Below are 14,577 nucleotides of genomic sequence, written 5' to 3' on the forward strand. Positions count from 1 at the left end.
ACCGCGCGACGAGAATGGCTGGCTGGAGGGGGCTCAAGCGCCCTGCACAACGTGTCCGGGCCGTTGCGCGCCCCTCGCCGCGACGATCATGGCCGGCTGAAGTGCGTCCTCAGCCGGCCGCACAGCGCGGCCGGATCGCCGTGCGGTGCACCTGGCCAGTCGACGTCCAGCCAGCCACGCTCGGGCGGCGTGCCCCGGTGCCGGACGAACACGTGCTGGTGGAAGTGGACCTTGGCCGCCGCTCGCCCGGCGACGAAGGTGTGCACGGACTCCACATCGAGCTCGGCCCGCAGCGCCCGCGCGGCGACCCAGACCGTGCGAGCGATCGTGAGCGCCTCGCCCTCGGTGAGCTCGTCGAGACTCGCGACGTGCCGCCGAGGCTCGACGAAGAGATAACCGAGCAGATCACGTGCGGCCTGATGAGTGACGACGACCTGCTCGTCGGACCACACCTCCGGACACGCGAGCGGCCCCTCACCCCGGTGTTTGGCACAGATCGGACACGGCTCCGGCATGACCGCAGACTAGCTGCGCCCACCGGAATCGCCGCGATCCACAGGCAGAGCCGAATGTGGACAACTCCGCCCGCGGACCGCGCTCCGGCCGGTCCTGTCGGTGACCGCCGATAAACTGGACCTGGGGACGCCCCCCAGGGAAGGGCGGGGGGAGTTCGCGCTCGGGTGGGGTGGCTCAGCAGGGGCCGTTGTCGGTCCACACTCCCCACTGGCCGGTTGTTCCCGGCTCCTCGCCCTGGGTCCACCACTTGGCCGTCCACTTGTGGCCGTTGTGGGAGACCGCGGTGCTGCCTGTATACGCCTGCGACGCGGTCCACGCCGGGGCCGTGCACGTGCCCGGGTTGCCGGAGTCCGCGCTGTCCCACGCGACCTGCGACGAGCGGTAGAAGGTGATCGACTGGGCCACCCAGCGCGGTGCCTGGGCGCCCAGGCGGGTGCGGAACGCCGTCCAGTCGTGCGTTGACCACGGGGACCAGCCCAGCTCCGCGTGCGCCGCCAAGCGGGGGAACGCCAGGTAGTCGATGTCCGCCGGGGTGACCACCGTTTCCGCCCACAGCGGGGATTCCACGCCGCGGACCGCGGACTCGCCGACGCCCGACAGGTAGGCGCCCGGGTTCCAGTTGTACGCGTCCTGGACCTCGATGTAACCCGCCCACGACAGGCCGATCGGGGACGAGCTGTTGTACTTCATGTCCAGGTACGCCTTGTTCGCCGGCGACAGGATCACCTTGCTGCCACGGGAAACCGCCGCCGACACCCCCGCGTCCGACGTGGAGGTTCCCCAGAACTGCGGGGACGCCGACGCCGGCAACACCGCCTTCGCGATGTCGTGCCAGCCGATCGCCGTCTTGCCCGTGGCCGCCACCAGGGGGAGGACCTTGTTCACGAACGTCACGTAGTCCGCCGCCGACGTCGAGGACGCCTCGTCGCCGCCGATGTGCAGGTATGGGCCCGGGGTCAGGGCCGCCAGCTCGCGCAGGACGTCCGCGATGAACGTGTACGTGACGTCCTTCGAGATGCACAGCGAGCTGTAGCCGACCGCCGTGTCCGTCCGCAGCGCCGGCGCGACGCCGTTGCAGTTCAGCTCCGCGTACGACGCCTGCGCCGCGTTCACGTGCCCCGGCATGTCGATCTCCGGGATGACCGTGATGTGCCGCGAGAGCGCGTAGTTCACGATCTCCGTGTACTGCGCCTTCGTGTAGTAGCCGCCCGCGCCGCCGCCGACCTGCGTGCTGCCGCCGTACGTCGTCAGCCGCGGCCAGCTGTCGATCTGGATGCGCCAGCCCTGGTCGTCGGCCAGGTGCAGGTGCAGGTTGTTGATCTTGTACTGGGCCAGCTGGTCGATGTACCGCTTCACCGTCGACACGGGGTGGAAGTGCCGGGCGACGTCGAGCATCGCGCCGCGGTAGCCGAACCGCGGGTAGTCCACGATCGTCGCGCCCGGGACGCTCCACGGCCCTGGCTGCGCCGACGCGCTCTCGATGCTGCCCGGCAGCATCTGCCGCAACGTCTGGACGCCGGCGAAGAGCCCGTCCGCCGTTTGCGCCCGCACGGTGACCGATGACGCCGTCGACACCAGCTGGTAGCCCTGGGCCCCGACGCTGGACGGCGCGCCGTTGAGCAGCAGCGCGATGCTGCCGGCGGGCACGGACGCCGGGGCGTCGGACACCGGCAGCGCGTAGCCGGTCGACCGGCGCAGGACACCGCCCAGGTAGTCACCGACGTCCTTGGTCGGCGACGAGCCGGCTTCGGTGACGATCTTCGTCGTCGCGACCAGCGGGAAGGTGATCCCGGCCGCCGGGGTCACCGACACCGGCACAGGCACGATCGACTGCAGCGCGGGGGTGGCCGCCGTGGCGACCGGGGTGAGCTGGGCGGCCGTCGTGGTGGCCCCGACCAGGGCCAATACGGCGAGAGCGCGGCCGAGGCGCCGCGTACGGGATGTCTTCACCGGGTCCTCCTGGCGGGAAGGGCGCGACATCACCGTCGTGCCTGCCCGGATCGTCGCATTTCTGCCGACGATGGTCTAGACCAAAGTGGGTGGTTAAGCTCGCGCCGTGCCGCGGGACTTCGAGCCGGGATCGCCGTTCGCGCTGCTTTCCGGCGGCGAGACGGCCGTCTGGTACGCGTACATGAAGGTGCACCTCCGCCTGGAGTACGAGCTGAACCGGCAGCTGCGGGAGGACAGCGGCATCTCCCTTGCCGACTACCACGTGCTGGTCGCCCTGACGAGCGAGCCCGGCGGCCGGATGCGGGTCACCGACCTCGCGATCCGCATCGGCTGGGAGCGCAGCCGGCTTTCGCACCACCTGAAGCGGATGCGCGAGCGCGAGCTGGTGGAAACCGGCGCCAACCCGGACGATCGCCGGGCCGTCGACGTGGTGCTCTCCGAGGCCGGCTGGGAGACGCTGCGCCAGGCCACGCCGGACCACGTGGAGTTCGTGCGCGAGGCTTTCCTGGACGCACTCGAGCCCGGTGAGATGGCGCGGCTGGCGACCTCGCTCGAGCGGGTCTTCGACGCGCTCGTCGAGCGCGGCAGCCTGCCCCGGCCGGCGGACCACCCCTGATCCCGATTGCGTGATGTTTCACGTAATGTGGCGCTCGATCCGCTCGAGAAAAAGGGGTGCGCAATGGCGACGGTGGCCGAGCTGATGGAAGCCAACCTGCTGCAGGTGTTCAACGAACGTGACGACGAGCGGCGCGCCCAGGCGATCGCCGCGACCTACGCGGCCGACGTCACGTTCGCCGACCCCGAAGGGGTGGCGACCGGGCACGGCGAACTGGACGCCAAGGCCAAGGGCCTGCTGGACCAGTCGCCGGGGTTCGTGTTCGCCGTGGCCGGTCCGGTGCTGGTCAACCACGACCTGGGGCACCTGGCCTGGGCTTTCGGCCCGGAAGGCGCGCCGCCGGTGGTGCGGGGGATCGACGTCGCCCTCGTCGAGGACGGGCGCATCAAGAAGCTCTACACCATGCTGCTGCCGAACTGAGACACGACTGGGGCGATTAGGCTCGGAGGCATGTTCGACGAGCTGACGTTCCCGGTGATCGCCGCGCCGATGGCCGGTGGCCCGACCACTCCCGAGCTGGTCGCCGCGGTGACCGAGGCCGGCGCCTTCGGCTTCCTCTCGGCCGGCATGCTCACCCCCGCGGTCCTGGCGGCGCAGATCGACCGGACCGCCGAGCTGACCACCGGTGCCTTCGGTGTCAACCTCTTCGTCCCGCAGCCCGACACCGGCGCCGATCTGACGGCCTACCGCGAGCGAATGCTCGCCGTCGCCCGCGAATACGACGTCGAGCTCGGCGAAGCGAAGTGGGACGACGACGCGTACCCCGCGAAGCTGGACGTCGTGCTCGAGAAGCGCGTCCCCGTGGTGTCGTTCACCTTCGGGTCGCCTTCGCCGTCGGACGTCGTCCGGCTGCACGAGGCCGGCAGCAAGGTGCTCGTCACCGTCACCACGCCGGAAGCGGCCGCACGCGCGGCCGATCTCGGCGCTGACGCGCTCGTCCTGCAAGGTTTCGAGGCGGGTGGGCACCGGTCGCTGTTCACTGACGACGCCGGCCGGCCCGGCGGCGGCGCGGAGTACGGCGTCCTCGCGCTGCTGCGCCTGGTTGCCGCGCGCGTGGACGTGCCGCTGATCGCGGCCGGGGGCCTGGTCCACGGCGGCGACGTCGCGGCCGTGCTCGTCGCCGGCGCGGTGGCCGCCCAGCTGGGCACGGTCTTCCTGCGCGCGGACGAGGCGGGCACCTCCGAGGCGCACCGCAAGGCCCTGGTCCTCGCCGACCGCGAGACGGCGTTCACCCGCGCCTTCAGCGGACGCCCGGCGCGCGGGCTGGTCAACCGGTTCATGGACGAGCTGTCCGACGGCGCGCCCGCCGCGTACCCGCAGATCAACCGGATGGCCGGGCCGGTGCGCAAGGCGTCGGCCGAAGCCGGTGACCCGGAAGCGATCTCGCTCTGGGCCGGCCAGACCTACCCGCTCGCCTACGACGCTTCGGCCGCCGTGATCGTCGAACGGCTGAAGGCCGAGGCGCGCGAAGCCGCCGCACGCCTCGACCGGATCCGCTAGTCCCGCGGCGCGGAATCGCCGCGGTTCATCAGGGAATGCCGCTTGCTGTAGGCGAAGTAGATGATCATGCCGATGAGGAACCACACGGCGAACCGGATCCAGGTCGCCGGCTGCAGGAACGTGATCAGCCAGATCGAGAACACGACGCCGATCGCGGGGACCACCGGCATGCCGGGCGTCTTGAACGTGCGCTTGAGGTCCGGCCGCTTGTAGTGCAGCACGATCACCGCGACGCAGACCACGACGAACGCGAGCAGGATGCCGATGTTCGTCAGCTCGGCGGCCTCACCGATCGGCAGCACGCCGGCGATGACCGCGGACGCGCCGCCGAGGATCCAGGTCATCCGGCTCGGCACCTGGGTCTTCGGGTGCGTCTTGCCGAACCACGGCGGGAGCAGGCCGTCGCGGCTCATCGAGTAGCCGACACGGGTGGCGCCCATCAGGAACGTGAACAGCACCGTCAGGATGCCGATGATCGCGCCGATCGCGATCACCGTGGCCAGGCCGTCGAGGCCGACCGACTTGAACGCCGTGGAGAAGCCGCTCTTCGGGTCGATCTCGGTGTACTTCTGCATGCCGGTCAGCACCAGGCAGGCCAGCACGTAGAGCACCATCGAGATGGCCAGTGAGTAGATGATCGCCTTCGGCATGTGCCGCTGCGCGTCCTTCGACTCTTCCGCGGCGGTGCTCATGGCGTCATAACCGAACACGGCGAAGAACACCGTCGCGGCGCCGGTGACCGCGCCGCCGAAGCCGGCCGGGGCGAACGGCGTGTAGTTGCCGGTCTTGACGTAGAAGAAGCCCACCAGGATGACGACCAGCACGATCAGGACCTTGATCCCGACCATCACCGTCTCGAACCGGGCGGCGCTGCGGATGCCGCGGTTGAGCAGGTACGCGATCAGCAGGCACAGCAGCGCGGCGAACAGGTCGACCTTGTGGCCGGGCCCGGTGCCGGGCGCGCCCAGCATCCACGCCGGCAGGTCGAGCCCGAGCTGGCCGAGCAGGAAGCTGAAGTAGCCGGAGATGCCGATCGCCACCACCGACACGATCGCGGTGTACTCCAGCAGCAGGTCCCAGCCGATGAACCAGCCGACGACCTCACCGAGCACCGCGTAACCGTAGGTGTAGGCCGAGCCAGCCTTCGGGATCAGGCCGGCGAACTCGGCGTAGGAGAACGCCGCCGCGGCGCTGGCGACGCCGGCGATGAGGAACGAGATCAGCACGGCCGGGCCGACGCCGGGGATGCCCGCCGAGTCGTCGCCGTGCGCGACGCTGCCGGCGAGGGCGAAGATCCCCGCGCCGATGATGCCGCCGATGCCGATGGCGGTCAGCTGCCACAGGCCCAGGGTGCGTTTCAGGCCCGCGGCTTCGGAGGTGTCGGGGATCTGGTCGATCGGCTTGCGCCGGAAGATGCCGGAGCTGCTGCCCAGGCCTCCTGGAGCGGACATCATCGTCTCCCGAACGTCGGTGAACGGCCCGGATCACGGGCCCAACGGGGGAACCTACCGCCAACCCCGCCGGGCTACAGCGCGAGCGCTCAGCCCGCCGCGGTGTCCTCGGCCACGCCGTCGGCGGCGCTCGCCGCGGCGCGCTTCGCCTGCGTGGTCCGGACCGCGCTCGCGGCGAAGTAGGTGAGCAGCTCGGCGATCTCCTCGGGGTCGTCCAGCTGCGGGCAGTGCCCCCAGTCCTCGCGGACCAGCAGCCTGCTGTGCGGCACCAGCGTGTGCAGCTGCCGCCCCGACGCCGCGGTGACGAGCTTGTCCTTGCCGCACGCGACGACCAGCAGCGGCACCTTCACCGAGTCGAGCCGGTAGGCGTCGGCCAGTTCGGCGACGAGCTGCCGGGCCTGCTCCAGGCGGCTCTTGGTGGCGCGGTAGTCGGGGAAGAGCGCGGTGAAGCGCTGCACCTGGCTCGCGTCGGCCGAGGCCGCGTTGGCGTAGAGGAGCCGCGGGACGAGCTGCTCGGCGACCTTGCGCACCAGGAAACCCGGCACCGGGACCGGCAGCGACGAGTACAGCCGCAGCGGCAGCGGGTAGCGCGCCATCGTGCGGATCAGCCACGAGTCGACGAAGCCGGGCGCGGCGATCGAGACGACACCCGAGATCGGCAGTCGGCTGTTCTGGGCGGCACGCAGGCTCATGGTGCCGCCCAGGGAGTTCCCGGCCAGCACGACCGAGCCGAGCACGGCCTGCTCGCGCACGACGGCGGTGGTGAACGCGTCGAGCTGCGGCAGCATCGGGCCGGGCCGCAGTGGCTGGGCATCGCCGAATCCGGGGAGGTCGACGGCGATCGCCGGGATCCCGGCGGCCGCGAGCTGCTCCAGGGCGGGGCGCCAGGTGTCGGCGCTGTCGCAGTAACCGTGCAGCAGCACCAGTCTCGGCGCGGACGGCCGCACGTGCGGTGCGGCGGCCCGGCGGCGCAACGAGCGTCGCGAGGCGGACTGCTCCGGGTCCTGGACGGGATCGCCGACCTCGAGGACGCGGGTGCGGACTCCGGCGTAGCGCCGGAAGGAGACCCGGACGGGGTCCGAGTCGCTGCTGGGCCGGCCGCCCGGTACAGCCGGAGCGGGCCGCTTCGTCGCGGTCATGACTACAGATTAGCTGGCCACAGTGGAGTTCCGGTGGAACTTTGGTGCTAACGACCAGATCTCGATAAGAGTCCGTTGACAATTCACGAACTAGCCGGTACAAGCGGTGACCTGGGCGGGCTGCGGGCGCATCCGCCCAGGTCACGGCGGTCAGCGGGTGAAGACGATCTTCCCGGCGGTGTCTCCGTCGAGCATCGCCTGGAAGCCCTTGGCCGCCTCGGTGAACGGAAGTTCCGCGCCGATCTGCGGTCGTACGCCGGTCAGGTCGAGGTACGCGAGCAGATCGGCGAGCTCGTCACGGGTGCCCATGGTCGATCCGGAGACCCGCAGCTGCAGGAAGAAGACCCGCTGCAGCTCCGCGTTCGCGTCCGGGCCGCTGGTCGAGCCGGACACCACGATGATCCCGCCCGGCTTGAGCGACTTCACCGAGTGCGACCAGGTCGCCTTCCCGACGGTCTCGAACACCGCGTCGACCCGCTCGGGCAGCCGCGCGCCCGACTCGAACGCCTGGTGCGCGCCGAGACTCGTGGCCAGCGCACGCTTCTCCTCGCTCCGGCCGGTGACCCAGACGCGGAACCCGGCCGCGCGGCCGAGCTGCACCAGCGCCGTCGCGACGCCGCCGGAGGCACCCTGCACGAGCATCGTCTGCCCCGGCCGCAGCCCGGACTTCACGAACAGCATCCGGTAGGCGGTCAGCCAGGCCGTGCCCATCGTGGCCGCCTCGGCGAAGTTCAGCCCGGCCGGCTTCGGGACGACGTTGCGGGCCGGCACGACGACCTGGTCGGCGAAGGTGCCCTGGTGCTTCTCGGTGAGCAGCGTGCGCTTCGGGTCGAGGGTGTCGTCACCCTGCCAGCCCGGCGCGTTGATCACCGAGTGGACGACGACCTCGGAGCCGTCGTCGAGGGTGCCGGCGCCGTCGCAGCCGAGGATCATCGGGAACTGGTCTGGCTTGATCCCGACCCCCCGCAGGGTCCAGAGGTCGTGCATGTTGAGGCTCGCGGCCTTGACGTGGACGCGGACCCAGCCGTCCGGCACGTCGGGTTCGGGACGCTCGCCGACGACGAGCGAGTCCAAGGGGCTTTCGGCGTTGGGTTCCTGCGCGTAGACGGCGAACATGCCCAGAACGTACCGCCCCTGAGACGCGGGGGCAGCAGAGCGCGCGTAGGCTCACACCGTGTTCAACGGGCTTGCCGACTGGTGGGACGGGGTCGAGCTGTGGCTCGCCCAGGCGTGGTTCCCGGTCCAGTTCGTGCTGGTGATGGTGGTCGTCGTGCCGCTGTGCCTGGCCGCCGCCTGGGTCCTCGACAAGCTCGTCGGGCTCTTCGCCAAGCGGCTCACTCCGGGGCGTGACGACGACCGGTCCGACGGGTCGGCATAGGGTCGCGAACCATGTTCAACCGAAGGCGGATCACCGCCGCGCTGATCGGGCTCCTCGTGCTGGTGCTGGGGGGCTGGCTGGTCAAGGACAACCTCGGCGGCTCCTCGAACTCTTCGAACTCCTCGACCGCACCCACCACGAGCGCCGGGTCCGCCGCGCCCGCCAAGGGCGGCTCGGCCCTGCCGGGCACGGACTCCGGCCTGCCGGTCAAGGGACTGTTCACGCTGCCGCCGCAGGTGGCCGACACGTGGAAGCTGATCGAGGCGGGCGGCCCGTACCCCTACCCCCGCAACGACGACGTCGTGTTCGAGAACCGGGAGAAGCGCTTGCCCCGCAAGCAATCCGGCTACTACCACGAGTACACCGTGAAGACGCCGGGCAGCGCCGACCGCGGCGCGCGGCGGCTGATCTCCGGCCAGGCGCACGAGCTGTTCTACACTGGCGACCACTACGCGTCGTTCGTCGTCGTGGACCCGGTCCGATGACCGCCGGGGAGCAGGCGAAGGACGCCGCCGAAGAGGCTTTCGCCCGCGGCGCGTACCCGCACCTGGTGAACTCGCAGCCGACCGTGGACAAGGACGGCACGCTGAGCGCGTTCGCCGCGGCACTGTCCTTTCCGGACTACTTCGGCCACAACCTCGACGCGCTCTACGACTGCCTGACCGACCTGTCGTGGCTGCCGCCGGGCGAGCACGTGCTGATCTGGCCGGGCTCGGAGGCGCTGCGCAAGGCCGAACCCAAGACCTACCTGGCGATCCGCAGCGTGCTCTCGGACGCGCAGCGCGCGCTCGGGCCGAGCGGCCCGAGCGCCGGCTCGTGGCGGCTCACGGTCGTGCTGCCGGACGCCTGAGCGGCGTCCCGGCCCGTTTGACCGTCCGGATCACCGACGCGCTTTCGAGCGTCCGGACCCCGCGGATCCCCGCGACGCGATCGGTGAGGTAGCGGTACAGGTCGCGCCCGTCCCGGCAGTTCACCATCGCCGTGAGGTTCGTCGTGCCCGTGGTGGCGACGGCGAACGACGTCTCGGGGTGGCTCGCCAGCGTCTCGCCCGCCTCGGCCAGCCGCGCGGGCGAGACGGCCAGCCAGAGCCGCGTCTCCGACCGGAAGCCGAGGCGGGCCGGGGAGACGTCGAGCTGGTAGGTCAGCGTGCCGTGCCGCCGCAGCACCTCCATCCGGCGCCGGACGGTCGAGTCCGACCAGCCGGTGGCCGCGGCCAGCGCGGTGTAGCTCGCCCGGCCGTCGGCGGCGAGTGCGTCGAACAGCGCCTGGTCTTCCGGTTCCGGCCGGACGCCGGTGCCGTCCGGCGGCGGCGGTCGCAGCCGCGCGACCTGCTCGGGCGTCAGGCAGTGCAGCCCGCTCCAGCCGTCCGGCAGGGCGAAGGTGTGCAGCAGTTCGTGCGCGGAGACGGCGGTGACGCGGCTCGCCCGCGGCAGCTTGTGCAGCAGCAGGTCGTCGCGCCCGGCCGAGCCCGGGGCGTGCACCGTGCAGGAGATCTCCGTGCCGCCCGAGAGCAGGTGCACCCACGACACGTCGGCGCGATCGGCGAGCGCGTCCGCGACGGCTGCCCCGGCGTCCGGTGTCGTGCGCAGCCGCAGAGTCCACGTCGTGTAGCCGATTTCGCCACCCGTGACCGCGCCGGTGACGCGCAGGACGCCGGCCTCCCGCAGCCGCCGGTAGCGCCGGGCGACGGTGTTCTCCGACACCCCGAGCACCTCGCCGAGGGTGCGCATCGGCGCGCGGCCGTCGACCTGCAGGGCGTGGGCCAGCCCGCGGTCGACGTCGTCGAGCGTGACGGTTTCCATGCGTCGAGGCTAGTGCCTGACGGTATCCGGCGGATTTATCGACTTTCCTGGTGGTGATCGACGCCGCGACCGCACTCTTCGGGGCAACCGAAGGGAGTTTCGATGCGCAAGTGGCTGCCGTTGATCGCCGTCTGTGCGGGCTCGTTCCTGTTCCTGCTGGACACCACCGTCGTGACGGTCGCGCTGCCCCGGATCGGCGCCGATCTGTCGGCGTCGGTGGGGCAGCTGCAGTGGGTGCCGGACGTCTACACGCTGGTCCTGACCGTGCTCATGCTCGCGGCGGGCTCGCTGGCCGACCGCTGGGGCCCGCGGCGGACGTTCCTGGCCGGGCTGGTGGTGTTCGGGCTGGCCTCCTTGGCCTGCGGGTTCTCCCCGGACATCGGGATGCTGATCGCCGCCCGCGGGGTGCAGGCGATCGGCGGTGCGGCGCTGGCCGTGACCGGGTTCGCGCTGCTCGTCGCGCACTACGACGGCCGTGAGCGGGGGACCGCGATCAGCGTGTTCTTCGCGGTCAACGGGCTCGGTGCGGCCGTGGGCCCGCTGGCCGGCGGTGTGCTCACCGAGTACTTCGGCTGGTCGGCGATCTTCTTCGTCAACGTCCCGCTCGTGGTGCTGACGGCCGTGTTCACGGTCTTCGCGCTCGGGCGGGACACCCCGGCGCGGCGCGGACGGTTCGACCTCGCGGGCGCGGCGTGGTTCGCGCTCGGCGCGGCGAGCCTGGTGCACGGGCTGACGCTCGGCGGCGAGGGCCGGTGGACGTCGCCGGTCACGGTGGGGGCCCTGGTCGTCTCGGTGGTCGCGTTCGCCGCGTTCGGCTTCGTCGAGAGGCGCCCGGAACCGCTGCTGGACCTGCGGTTGTTCCGTGACGGCGGGTTCACGACGCTGGTGGCGTGCGCGGCGGCCTCGACGCTCACGTTCGCCGCGCTGGTCTACGTGTCCCTGTGGCTGCAGACCGGTCGTGCGCTCGGGCCGGTGGCCGCCGGGCTCGAACTGGCGCCGCTGGCCGTGGCGTCGTTCCTGACTTCGACGCTCGCCGGTCGCGTCCTGCACCGGTTCCCGCCACGGGTGCTGCTGGGCGCCGGCGTGCTGCTGGGGGCGGCGGGCTGCCTGCTCCAGCTGGGTCTCGCGGTGCCTGCCGGGCTCGCCGTGACGGGGATCGGCGTCGGGATCGCCGGGCCCGCGACGGGCGCGGCGATCGTGGCGGCCGCACCGCCGGGGCGGGCGGGGATGGCCGCCGGGATCCTGACGACGACCCGCCAGTTCGGCCAGACGCTCGGGGTCGCCGTACTCGGGATCGCTTACCAGGCCGGGGGATTGGCGCCGGTGTACGTCGTGGCCGCGGGGTGCGGCGGGGTGACGGGCCTGCTCGCGCTCGTGCCGCGCAAGCAGGCCCGCGTCACCACCTAGTCCTGCGGGACCCAGTTCGGCTTGCGCTTCTGGGCGAAGGCCAGGATGCCCTCCTGGCCTTCCTCGCTCGCGAAGAACTTGGCCGACAGGCCGAGCATGTCGTCGAAGCCGTCCGACGGCGTCGCCGGGCGGGGACGGCTCAGCAGCGCCTTCGTCGCGGCCAGCGCGTTCGGGCCGCCCTGGGCCAGTGCCTTGACGAACCGGGCGACCTCGCCGTCCAGTTCCTCGGCCGGGACGGCGGAGTTGAGCAGGCCGATCTCGACCGCGCGGCGTGCGTCGAACGTGTCGCCGGTGAGGAACAGCTCGTGCGCGGCGCGCGCGTTGAGGCGCGGCAGCACGGTCAGCGAGATGACCGCCGGGACGACGCCGATGCGCACCTCGGAGAAGGCGAACGTCGCCTCCGGCACCGCCACCGCGATGTCGCACGCGGCGACCATGCCGATGCCGCCGGCCCGCGCGGGCCCGGCCAGCCGCGCGACGACCGGTTTGGGGCTGCTCCACAGCTGCTCGAGGATCTTCGGGAACTCGTTGACGCCCTGGTCGCCCGCACCGGCGCCGCGGGCCTCCTTCAGGTCCATCCCCGCGCAGAACACCGGCCCGGTGTGGGTCAGCACGACCACGCGGACGGCGTCGTCGACGGCGGCCTTCACCAGGGATTCGGACAGTTCTCGGCGCAGTTGCGCCGAAAGCGCGTTGCGGTTGTGCGGGGAGTCCAAGGTGATCGTGGCGGTGCCGCCCACCACGTCGTAGTGCACCAGTTCGTCAGCCATGACCGACACCTTTACACACCCCGGGCCGCGCGGCCGCTGTGGCGCCGGGCACTTGCACGAAAATACGTGCACGAAAACTCGTGCAAGGCTACGGTGGCGGTATGCCCGAACCGCGGACCGCCGATCTCAAGGCGTTGAAGGCCCTCGCGAACCCGCTGCGCCAGCGGATCCTCGAACTGCTCACGGCCGGCGGCCCGGCGACGTCGACGACGCTCGCCCAGCAGCTCGGCGTCACCAGCGGCGGTACCAGCTACAACCTGCGCGTGCTCGCGGAAAACGGCTTCGTGGCGGAGATCCCGGAGCGCGCGCACGGCCGGGAACGCTGGTGGCGCGCGGTCGAGCACGACGTCCGCCTGCCCCCGGCCGGCGACCAGGACGACCCGGCGAAGGCCGCGATCGGCGAGCTGCACCGGCTCTGGCTCGCCGGGGACACCGAGCTGTACGAACGCTTCGAGCGGGAACGGCCGGAGCTGGGCGAATGGGCCGACGCCGTGCCGTACTCGCGCGGCGCCATCCGCGTCAACCTCGAGGAGCTCGCCGACTTCTTCGAGGCCTACCTCGCGCTCCTGAAGCGCTACCAGCGCCCGGACGGCGAAACCCCGCCGGACGCGCGCCGGGTCGAGACCCGGCTGCTCGCGTTCCCCGCGCCCGCCGCCGAGAAGGAGGCCGGCCTGGGCTGACGAGGAAGGCCCTGGGTGCCGAGCGGCCACTCGGCACCCAGGAAACGGAAAACCGCTCACGATCTCCCGAAGCTAGGAGAACACTTCATGCTGCCCTGGGGCAAATCGCGGCTCGCCGCCGCGATCCTCGTGCTGGGCGCGGTCACGCCGGGAACGGCGTCCGCCCAGCCACCGAACGACATCACCTTCACCGGCGCCGGCGGGATCCCGTTGCACGCCACGGTGTTCCGCCCGGCCGGCCCGCCGAAGTCCGCGATCGTCCTGCAGGGCGGGTCGGACTGGCAGGTGCGCGACGACCTGCGCGTGCAGGCCGAGATGTTCACCAGTCTCGGCGTCACCACCCTGGTCTACGACCGCCGCACGATCGGGTACTCGAAGACCAGCCGCGACTACGGGATGCTGGCCGACGACCTCGTCGCGGCCGTCGGCGCGCTGCGCACCCAGCCGGGGGTCGACCCGGCGGACGTCGGCGTCTGGGGCGTCAGTGAAGGCGGCTGGGTCGCCCCGCTGGCCGCCACGCGCTCGCCGGCCGTCTCCTACGTGATCACCGAGGGCTCGGCCGGCTTCGGCGGCGGCCGCCAGACGTCGTGGTACTGGGGCAATGTGCTGCGCCACCAAGGGATCTCGGGTTCGCTGCTGCGGACGTTGCCGGTGCAGGGCACCCGCTTCGCCGTCGGCGCCGGGCTGTTCCCCGAGGCGTACTACGACCCGGTGCCGGTGCTCGAACGGCTGAAGCAGCCGATGCTGGCGTTGTGGGGCGACCTCGACATCAGCCACGCGCCGGTGGAGAGCTCGCGGATCTTCGCCGACGCCCTGCGCGCTAACCCGGACCACACCATCCGGTTCGTCCCCGGCGGCGGGCCGGATCTCTACGCGACCACCGACGCCGGGTTCGACCGGCTGCCGCGCGTCGTGCCCGGCTACCCCGCGGCCGTCGCGGCGTGGCTGGCCGACCGGCGCGGCGTGCACGTCGAGACGCCGTCGTTCACCCAGCGGCCGTCCGAGCCGCTCGCGCCCCTGGCGTGGTGGGAGTCGGTGTGGGCACAGGGAATCGTGCTGCTGGTGCTGCTCGCCGGGTTCGTGGTCGCGCTGGTCCGGCGGGCTCGCTGGCTGGGCGGGCTCGGCCTGGTGACCGTCGCCGGGTTCCTCGGCCTGCTCGGCTGGGCGCAGGCGTCGGGGATGAAGGACTTCGGGCCGGTGCTGCTCGGCCGTCCGCTGCCGTGGCTGGCCTTGCAGGCCTTGGCCGTCGCGACGGTGGTGGTGTTCGGCTTCACGGTGGCGAAACCGGACGGCCGCCGGGTGCTCCCGGTGGCCGCCGGTCTCGTCTTCCTGCCGTGGGCCTTCTACTGGGGACTGCTGCTGCCCTGA

Annotated in this window: 16 protein-coding genes; 9 read left to right on the top strand and 7 right to left on the bottom strand. The window is 71.8% G+C overall.

Annotation, left to right across the window (positions count from 1 at the left end; genetic code table 11):
• Nucleotides 1–86 precede the first annotated feature (86 nt).
• Both ACIOD2_RS33340 and ACIOD2_RS33345 read right to left on the bottom strand, forming a co-directional pair.
• Entirely contained in the window at nucleotides 87–452 is a 366-nt protein-coding gene (locus tag ACIOD2_RS33340; RefSeq protein ID WP_400547143.1) for an HIT family protein, read from the bottom strand.
• 238 nt (nucleotides 453–690) lie between these two features.
• Entirely contained in the window at nucleotides 691–2,466 is a 1,776-nt protein-coding gene (locus tag ACIOD2_RS33345) for a family 20 glycosylhydrolase (RefSeq protein WP_400547146.1), read from the bottom strand.
• A gap of 106 nt (nucleotides 2,467–2,572) precedes the next feature.
• Here ACIOD2_RS33345 and ACIOD2_RS33350 point away from each other — a divergent pair, with 106 nt between their 5' ends.
• The 3 genes from ACIOD2_RS33350 to ACIOD2_RS33360 all read left to right on the top strand — a co-directional run bounded on the left by ACIOD2_RS33350 (nucleotide 2,573) and on the right by ACIOD2_RS33360 (nucleotide 4,582).
• A complete protein-coding gene (locus ACIOD2_RS33350; protein ID WP_400547149.1) occupies nucleotides 2,573–3,082 on the top strand; it encodes a MarR family winged helix-turn-helix transcriptional regulator in 510 nt (169 codons plus the stop codon).
• A 63-nt stretch (nucleotides 3,083–3,145) separates the two neighbouring features.
• Nucleotides 3,146–3,502: a nuclear transport factor 2 family protein gene (locus ACIOD2_RS33355; protein ID WP_400547152.1), complete on the top strand. Its 357-nt coding sequence runs from the start codon at nucleotides 3,146–3,148 to the stop codon at nucleotides 3,500–3,502.
• Between the two features lie 30 nt (nucleotides 3,503–3,532).
• Nucleotides 3,533–4,582 carry a nitronate monooxygenase gene (locus ACIOD2_RS33360; RefSeq protein ID WP_400547155.1) on the top strand — a complete coding sequence of 350 codons (1,050 nt, stop codon included), beginning with the start codon at nucleotides 3,533–3,535 and terminating at the stop codon, nucleotides 4,580–4,582.
• Here ACIOD2_RS33360 and ACIOD2_RS33365 read toward each other — a convergent pair.
• The 3 genes from ACIOD2_RS33365 to ACIOD2_RS33375 form a co-directional block, all read right to left on the bottom strand.
• Nucleotides 4,579–6,033, bottom strand: coding sequence for an amino acid permease (locus ACIOD2_RS33365; RefSeq protein WP_400547158.1), 1,455 nt, complete (start codon nucleotides 6,031–6,033; stop codon nucleotides 4,579–4,581). The two genes, ACIOD2_RS33360 and ACIOD2_RS33365, sit on opposite strands and share 4 nt — an antisense overlap.
• Before the next feature lie 89 nt (nucleotides 6,034–6,122).
• Entirely contained in the window at nucleotides 6,123–7,172 is a 1,050-nt protein-coding gene (locus ACIOD2_RS33370) for an alpha/beta fold hydrolase (protein ID WP_400547161.1), read from the bottom strand.
• Between the two features lie 150 nt (nucleotides 7,173–7,322).
• A complete protein-coding gene (locus ACIOD2_RS33375; RefSeq protein ID WP_400547164.1) occupies nucleotides 7,323–8,288 on the bottom strand; it encodes a zinc-binding alcohol dehydrogenase family protein in 966 nt (321 codons plus the stop codon).
• Nucleotides 8,289–8,346: 58 nt separating this feature from the next.
• On the opposite strand from ACIOD2_RS33375, the gene ACIOD2_RS33380 reads away from it, so the two are divergent.
• The 3 genes from ACIOD2_RS33380 to ACIOD2_RS33390 are packed head-to-tail and all read left to right on the top strand — an operon-like array spanning nucleotide 8,347 to nucleotide 9,400.
• On the top strand, nucleotides 8,347–8,550 hold the full coding sequence (locus ACIOD2_RS33380) for a hypothetical protein (protein ID WP_400547167.1): 204 nt from the start codon (nucleotides 8,347–8,349) through the stop codon (nucleotides 8,548–8,550).
• An 11-nt stretch (nucleotides 8,551–8,561) separates the two neighbouring features.
• The gene (locus ACIOD2_RS33385; protein ID WP_400547170.1) at nucleotides 8,562–9,035 is read left to right on the top strand and encodes a ribonuclease domain-containing protein; all 474 of its coding nucleotides are present in this window, start codon (nucleotides 8,562–8,564) and stop codon (nucleotides 9,033–9,035) included.
• Nucleotides 9,032–9,400 carry a barstar family protein gene (locus ACIOD2_RS33390; protein WP_400547173.1) on the top strand — a complete coding sequence of 123 codons (369 nt, stop codon included), beginning with the start codon at nucleotides 9,032–9,034 and terminating at the stop codon, nucleotides 9,398–9,400. The genes ACIOD2_RS33385 and ACIOD2_RS33390 overlap by 4 nt, the downstream gene beginning before the upstream one ends.
• Here the strand turns inward: ACIOD2_RS33390 and ACIOD2_RS33395 are convergent.
• Complete coding sequence (locus ACIOD2_RS33395) at nucleotides 9,375–10,352, bottom strand: Lrp/AsnC family transcriptional regulator (protein ID WP_400547176.1); 978 nt, start codon at nucleotides 10,350–10,352, stop codon at nucleotides 9,375–9,377. The two genes, ACIOD2_RS33390 and ACIOD2_RS33395, sit on opposite strands and share 26 nt — an antisense overlap.
• A 102-nt stretch (nucleotides 10,353–10,454) precedes the next feature.
• On the opposite strand from ACIOD2_RS33395, the gene ACIOD2_RS33400 reads away from it, so the two are divergent.
• Entirely contained in the window at nucleotides 10,455–11,759 is a 1,305-nt protein-coding gene (locus ACIOD2_RS33400) for an MFS transporter (protein WP_400547179.1), read from the top strand.
• On the opposite strand, the gene ACIOD2_RS33405 is transcribed toward ACIOD2_RS33400, so the two are convergent.
• A complete protein-coding gene (locus tag ACIOD2_RS33405; RefSeq protein WP_400547182.1) occupies nucleotides 11,756–12,529 on the bottom strand; it encodes an enoyl-CoA hydratase family protein in 774 nt (257 codons plus the stop codon). The two genes, ACIOD2_RS33400 and ACIOD2_RS33405, sit on opposite strands and share 4 nt — an antisense overlap.
• Nucleotides 12,530–12,630: 101 nt before the next feature.
• On the opposite strand from ACIOD2_RS33405, the gene ACIOD2_RS33410 reads away from it, so the two are divergent.
• Entirely contained in the window at nucleotides 12,631–13,209 is a 579-nt protein-coding gene (locus ACIOD2_RS33410; protein WP_400547185.1) for an ArsR/SmtB family transcription factor, read from the top strand.
• Between the two features lie 87 nt (nucleotides 13,210–13,296).
• On the top strand, nucleotides 13,297–14,577 hold the full coding sequence (locus tag ACIOD2_RS33415) for an alpha/beta hydrolase family protein (protein WP_400547188.1): 1,281 nt from the start codon (nucleotides 13,297–13,299) through the stop codon (nucleotides 14,575–14,577).

This window comes from Amycolatopsis sp. NPDC088138 (assembly GCF_044741685.1).
Classification (GTDB): domain Bacteria; phylum Actinomycetota; class Actinomycetes; order Mycobacteriales; family Pseudonocardiaceae; genus Amycolatopsis.

Bases quoted from the DNA above. Each gene is read 5' to 3' on its own strand.
- ACIOD2_RS33360 (WP_400547155.1), top strand. From the start codon at position 3,533: ATGTTCGACGAGCTGACGTTCCCGGTGATCGCCGCGCCGATGGCCGGT.
- ACIOD2_RS33370 (WP_400547161.1), bottom strand. From the start codon at position 7,172: ATGACCGCGACGAAGCGGCCCGCTCCGGCTGTACCGGGCGGCCGGCCC.
- ACIOD2_RS33375 (WP_400547164.1), bottom strand. From the start codon at position 8,288: ATGTTCGCCGTCTACGCGCAGGAACCCAACGCCGAAAGCCCCTTGGAC.
- ACIOD2_RS33385 (WP_400547170.1), top strand. From the start codon at position 8,562: ATGTTCAACCGAAGGCGGATCACCGCCGCGCTGATCGGGCTCCTCGTG.
- ACIOD2_RS33415 (WP_400547188.1), top strand. From the start codon at position 13,297: ATGCTGCCCTGGGGCAAATCGCGGCTCGCCGCCGCGATCCTCGTGCTG.
- ACIOD2_RS33395 (WP_400547176.1), bottom strand. From the start codon at position 10,352: ATGGAAACCGTCACGCTCGACGACGTCGACCGCGGGCTGGCCCACGCC.
- ACIOD2_RS33355 (WP_400547152.1), top strand. From the start codon at position 3,146: ATGGCGACGGTGGCCGAGCTGATGGAAGCCAACCTGCTGCAGGTGTTC.
- ACIOD2_RS33410 (WP_400547185.1), top strand. From the start codon at position 12,631: ATGCCCGAACCGCGGACCGCCGATCTCAAGGCGTTGAAGGCCCTCGCG.
- ACIOD2_RS33390 (WP_400547173.1), top strand. From the start codon at position 9,032: ATGACCGCCGGGGAGCAGGCGAAGGACGCCGCCGAAGAGGCTTTCGCC.
- ACIOD2_RS33365 (WP_400547158.1), bottom strand. From the start codon at position 6,033: ATGTCCGCTCCAGGAGGCCTGGGCAGCAGCTCCGGCATCTTCCGGCGC.
- ACIOD2_RS33400 (WP_400547179.1), top strand. From the start codon at position 10,455: ATGCGCAAGTGGCTGCCGTTGATCGCCGTCTGTGCGGGCTCGTTCCTG.
- ACIOD2_RS33405 (WP_400547182.1), bottom strand. From the start codon at position 12,529: ATGGCTGACGAACTGGTGCACTACGACGTGGTGGGCGGCACCGCCACG.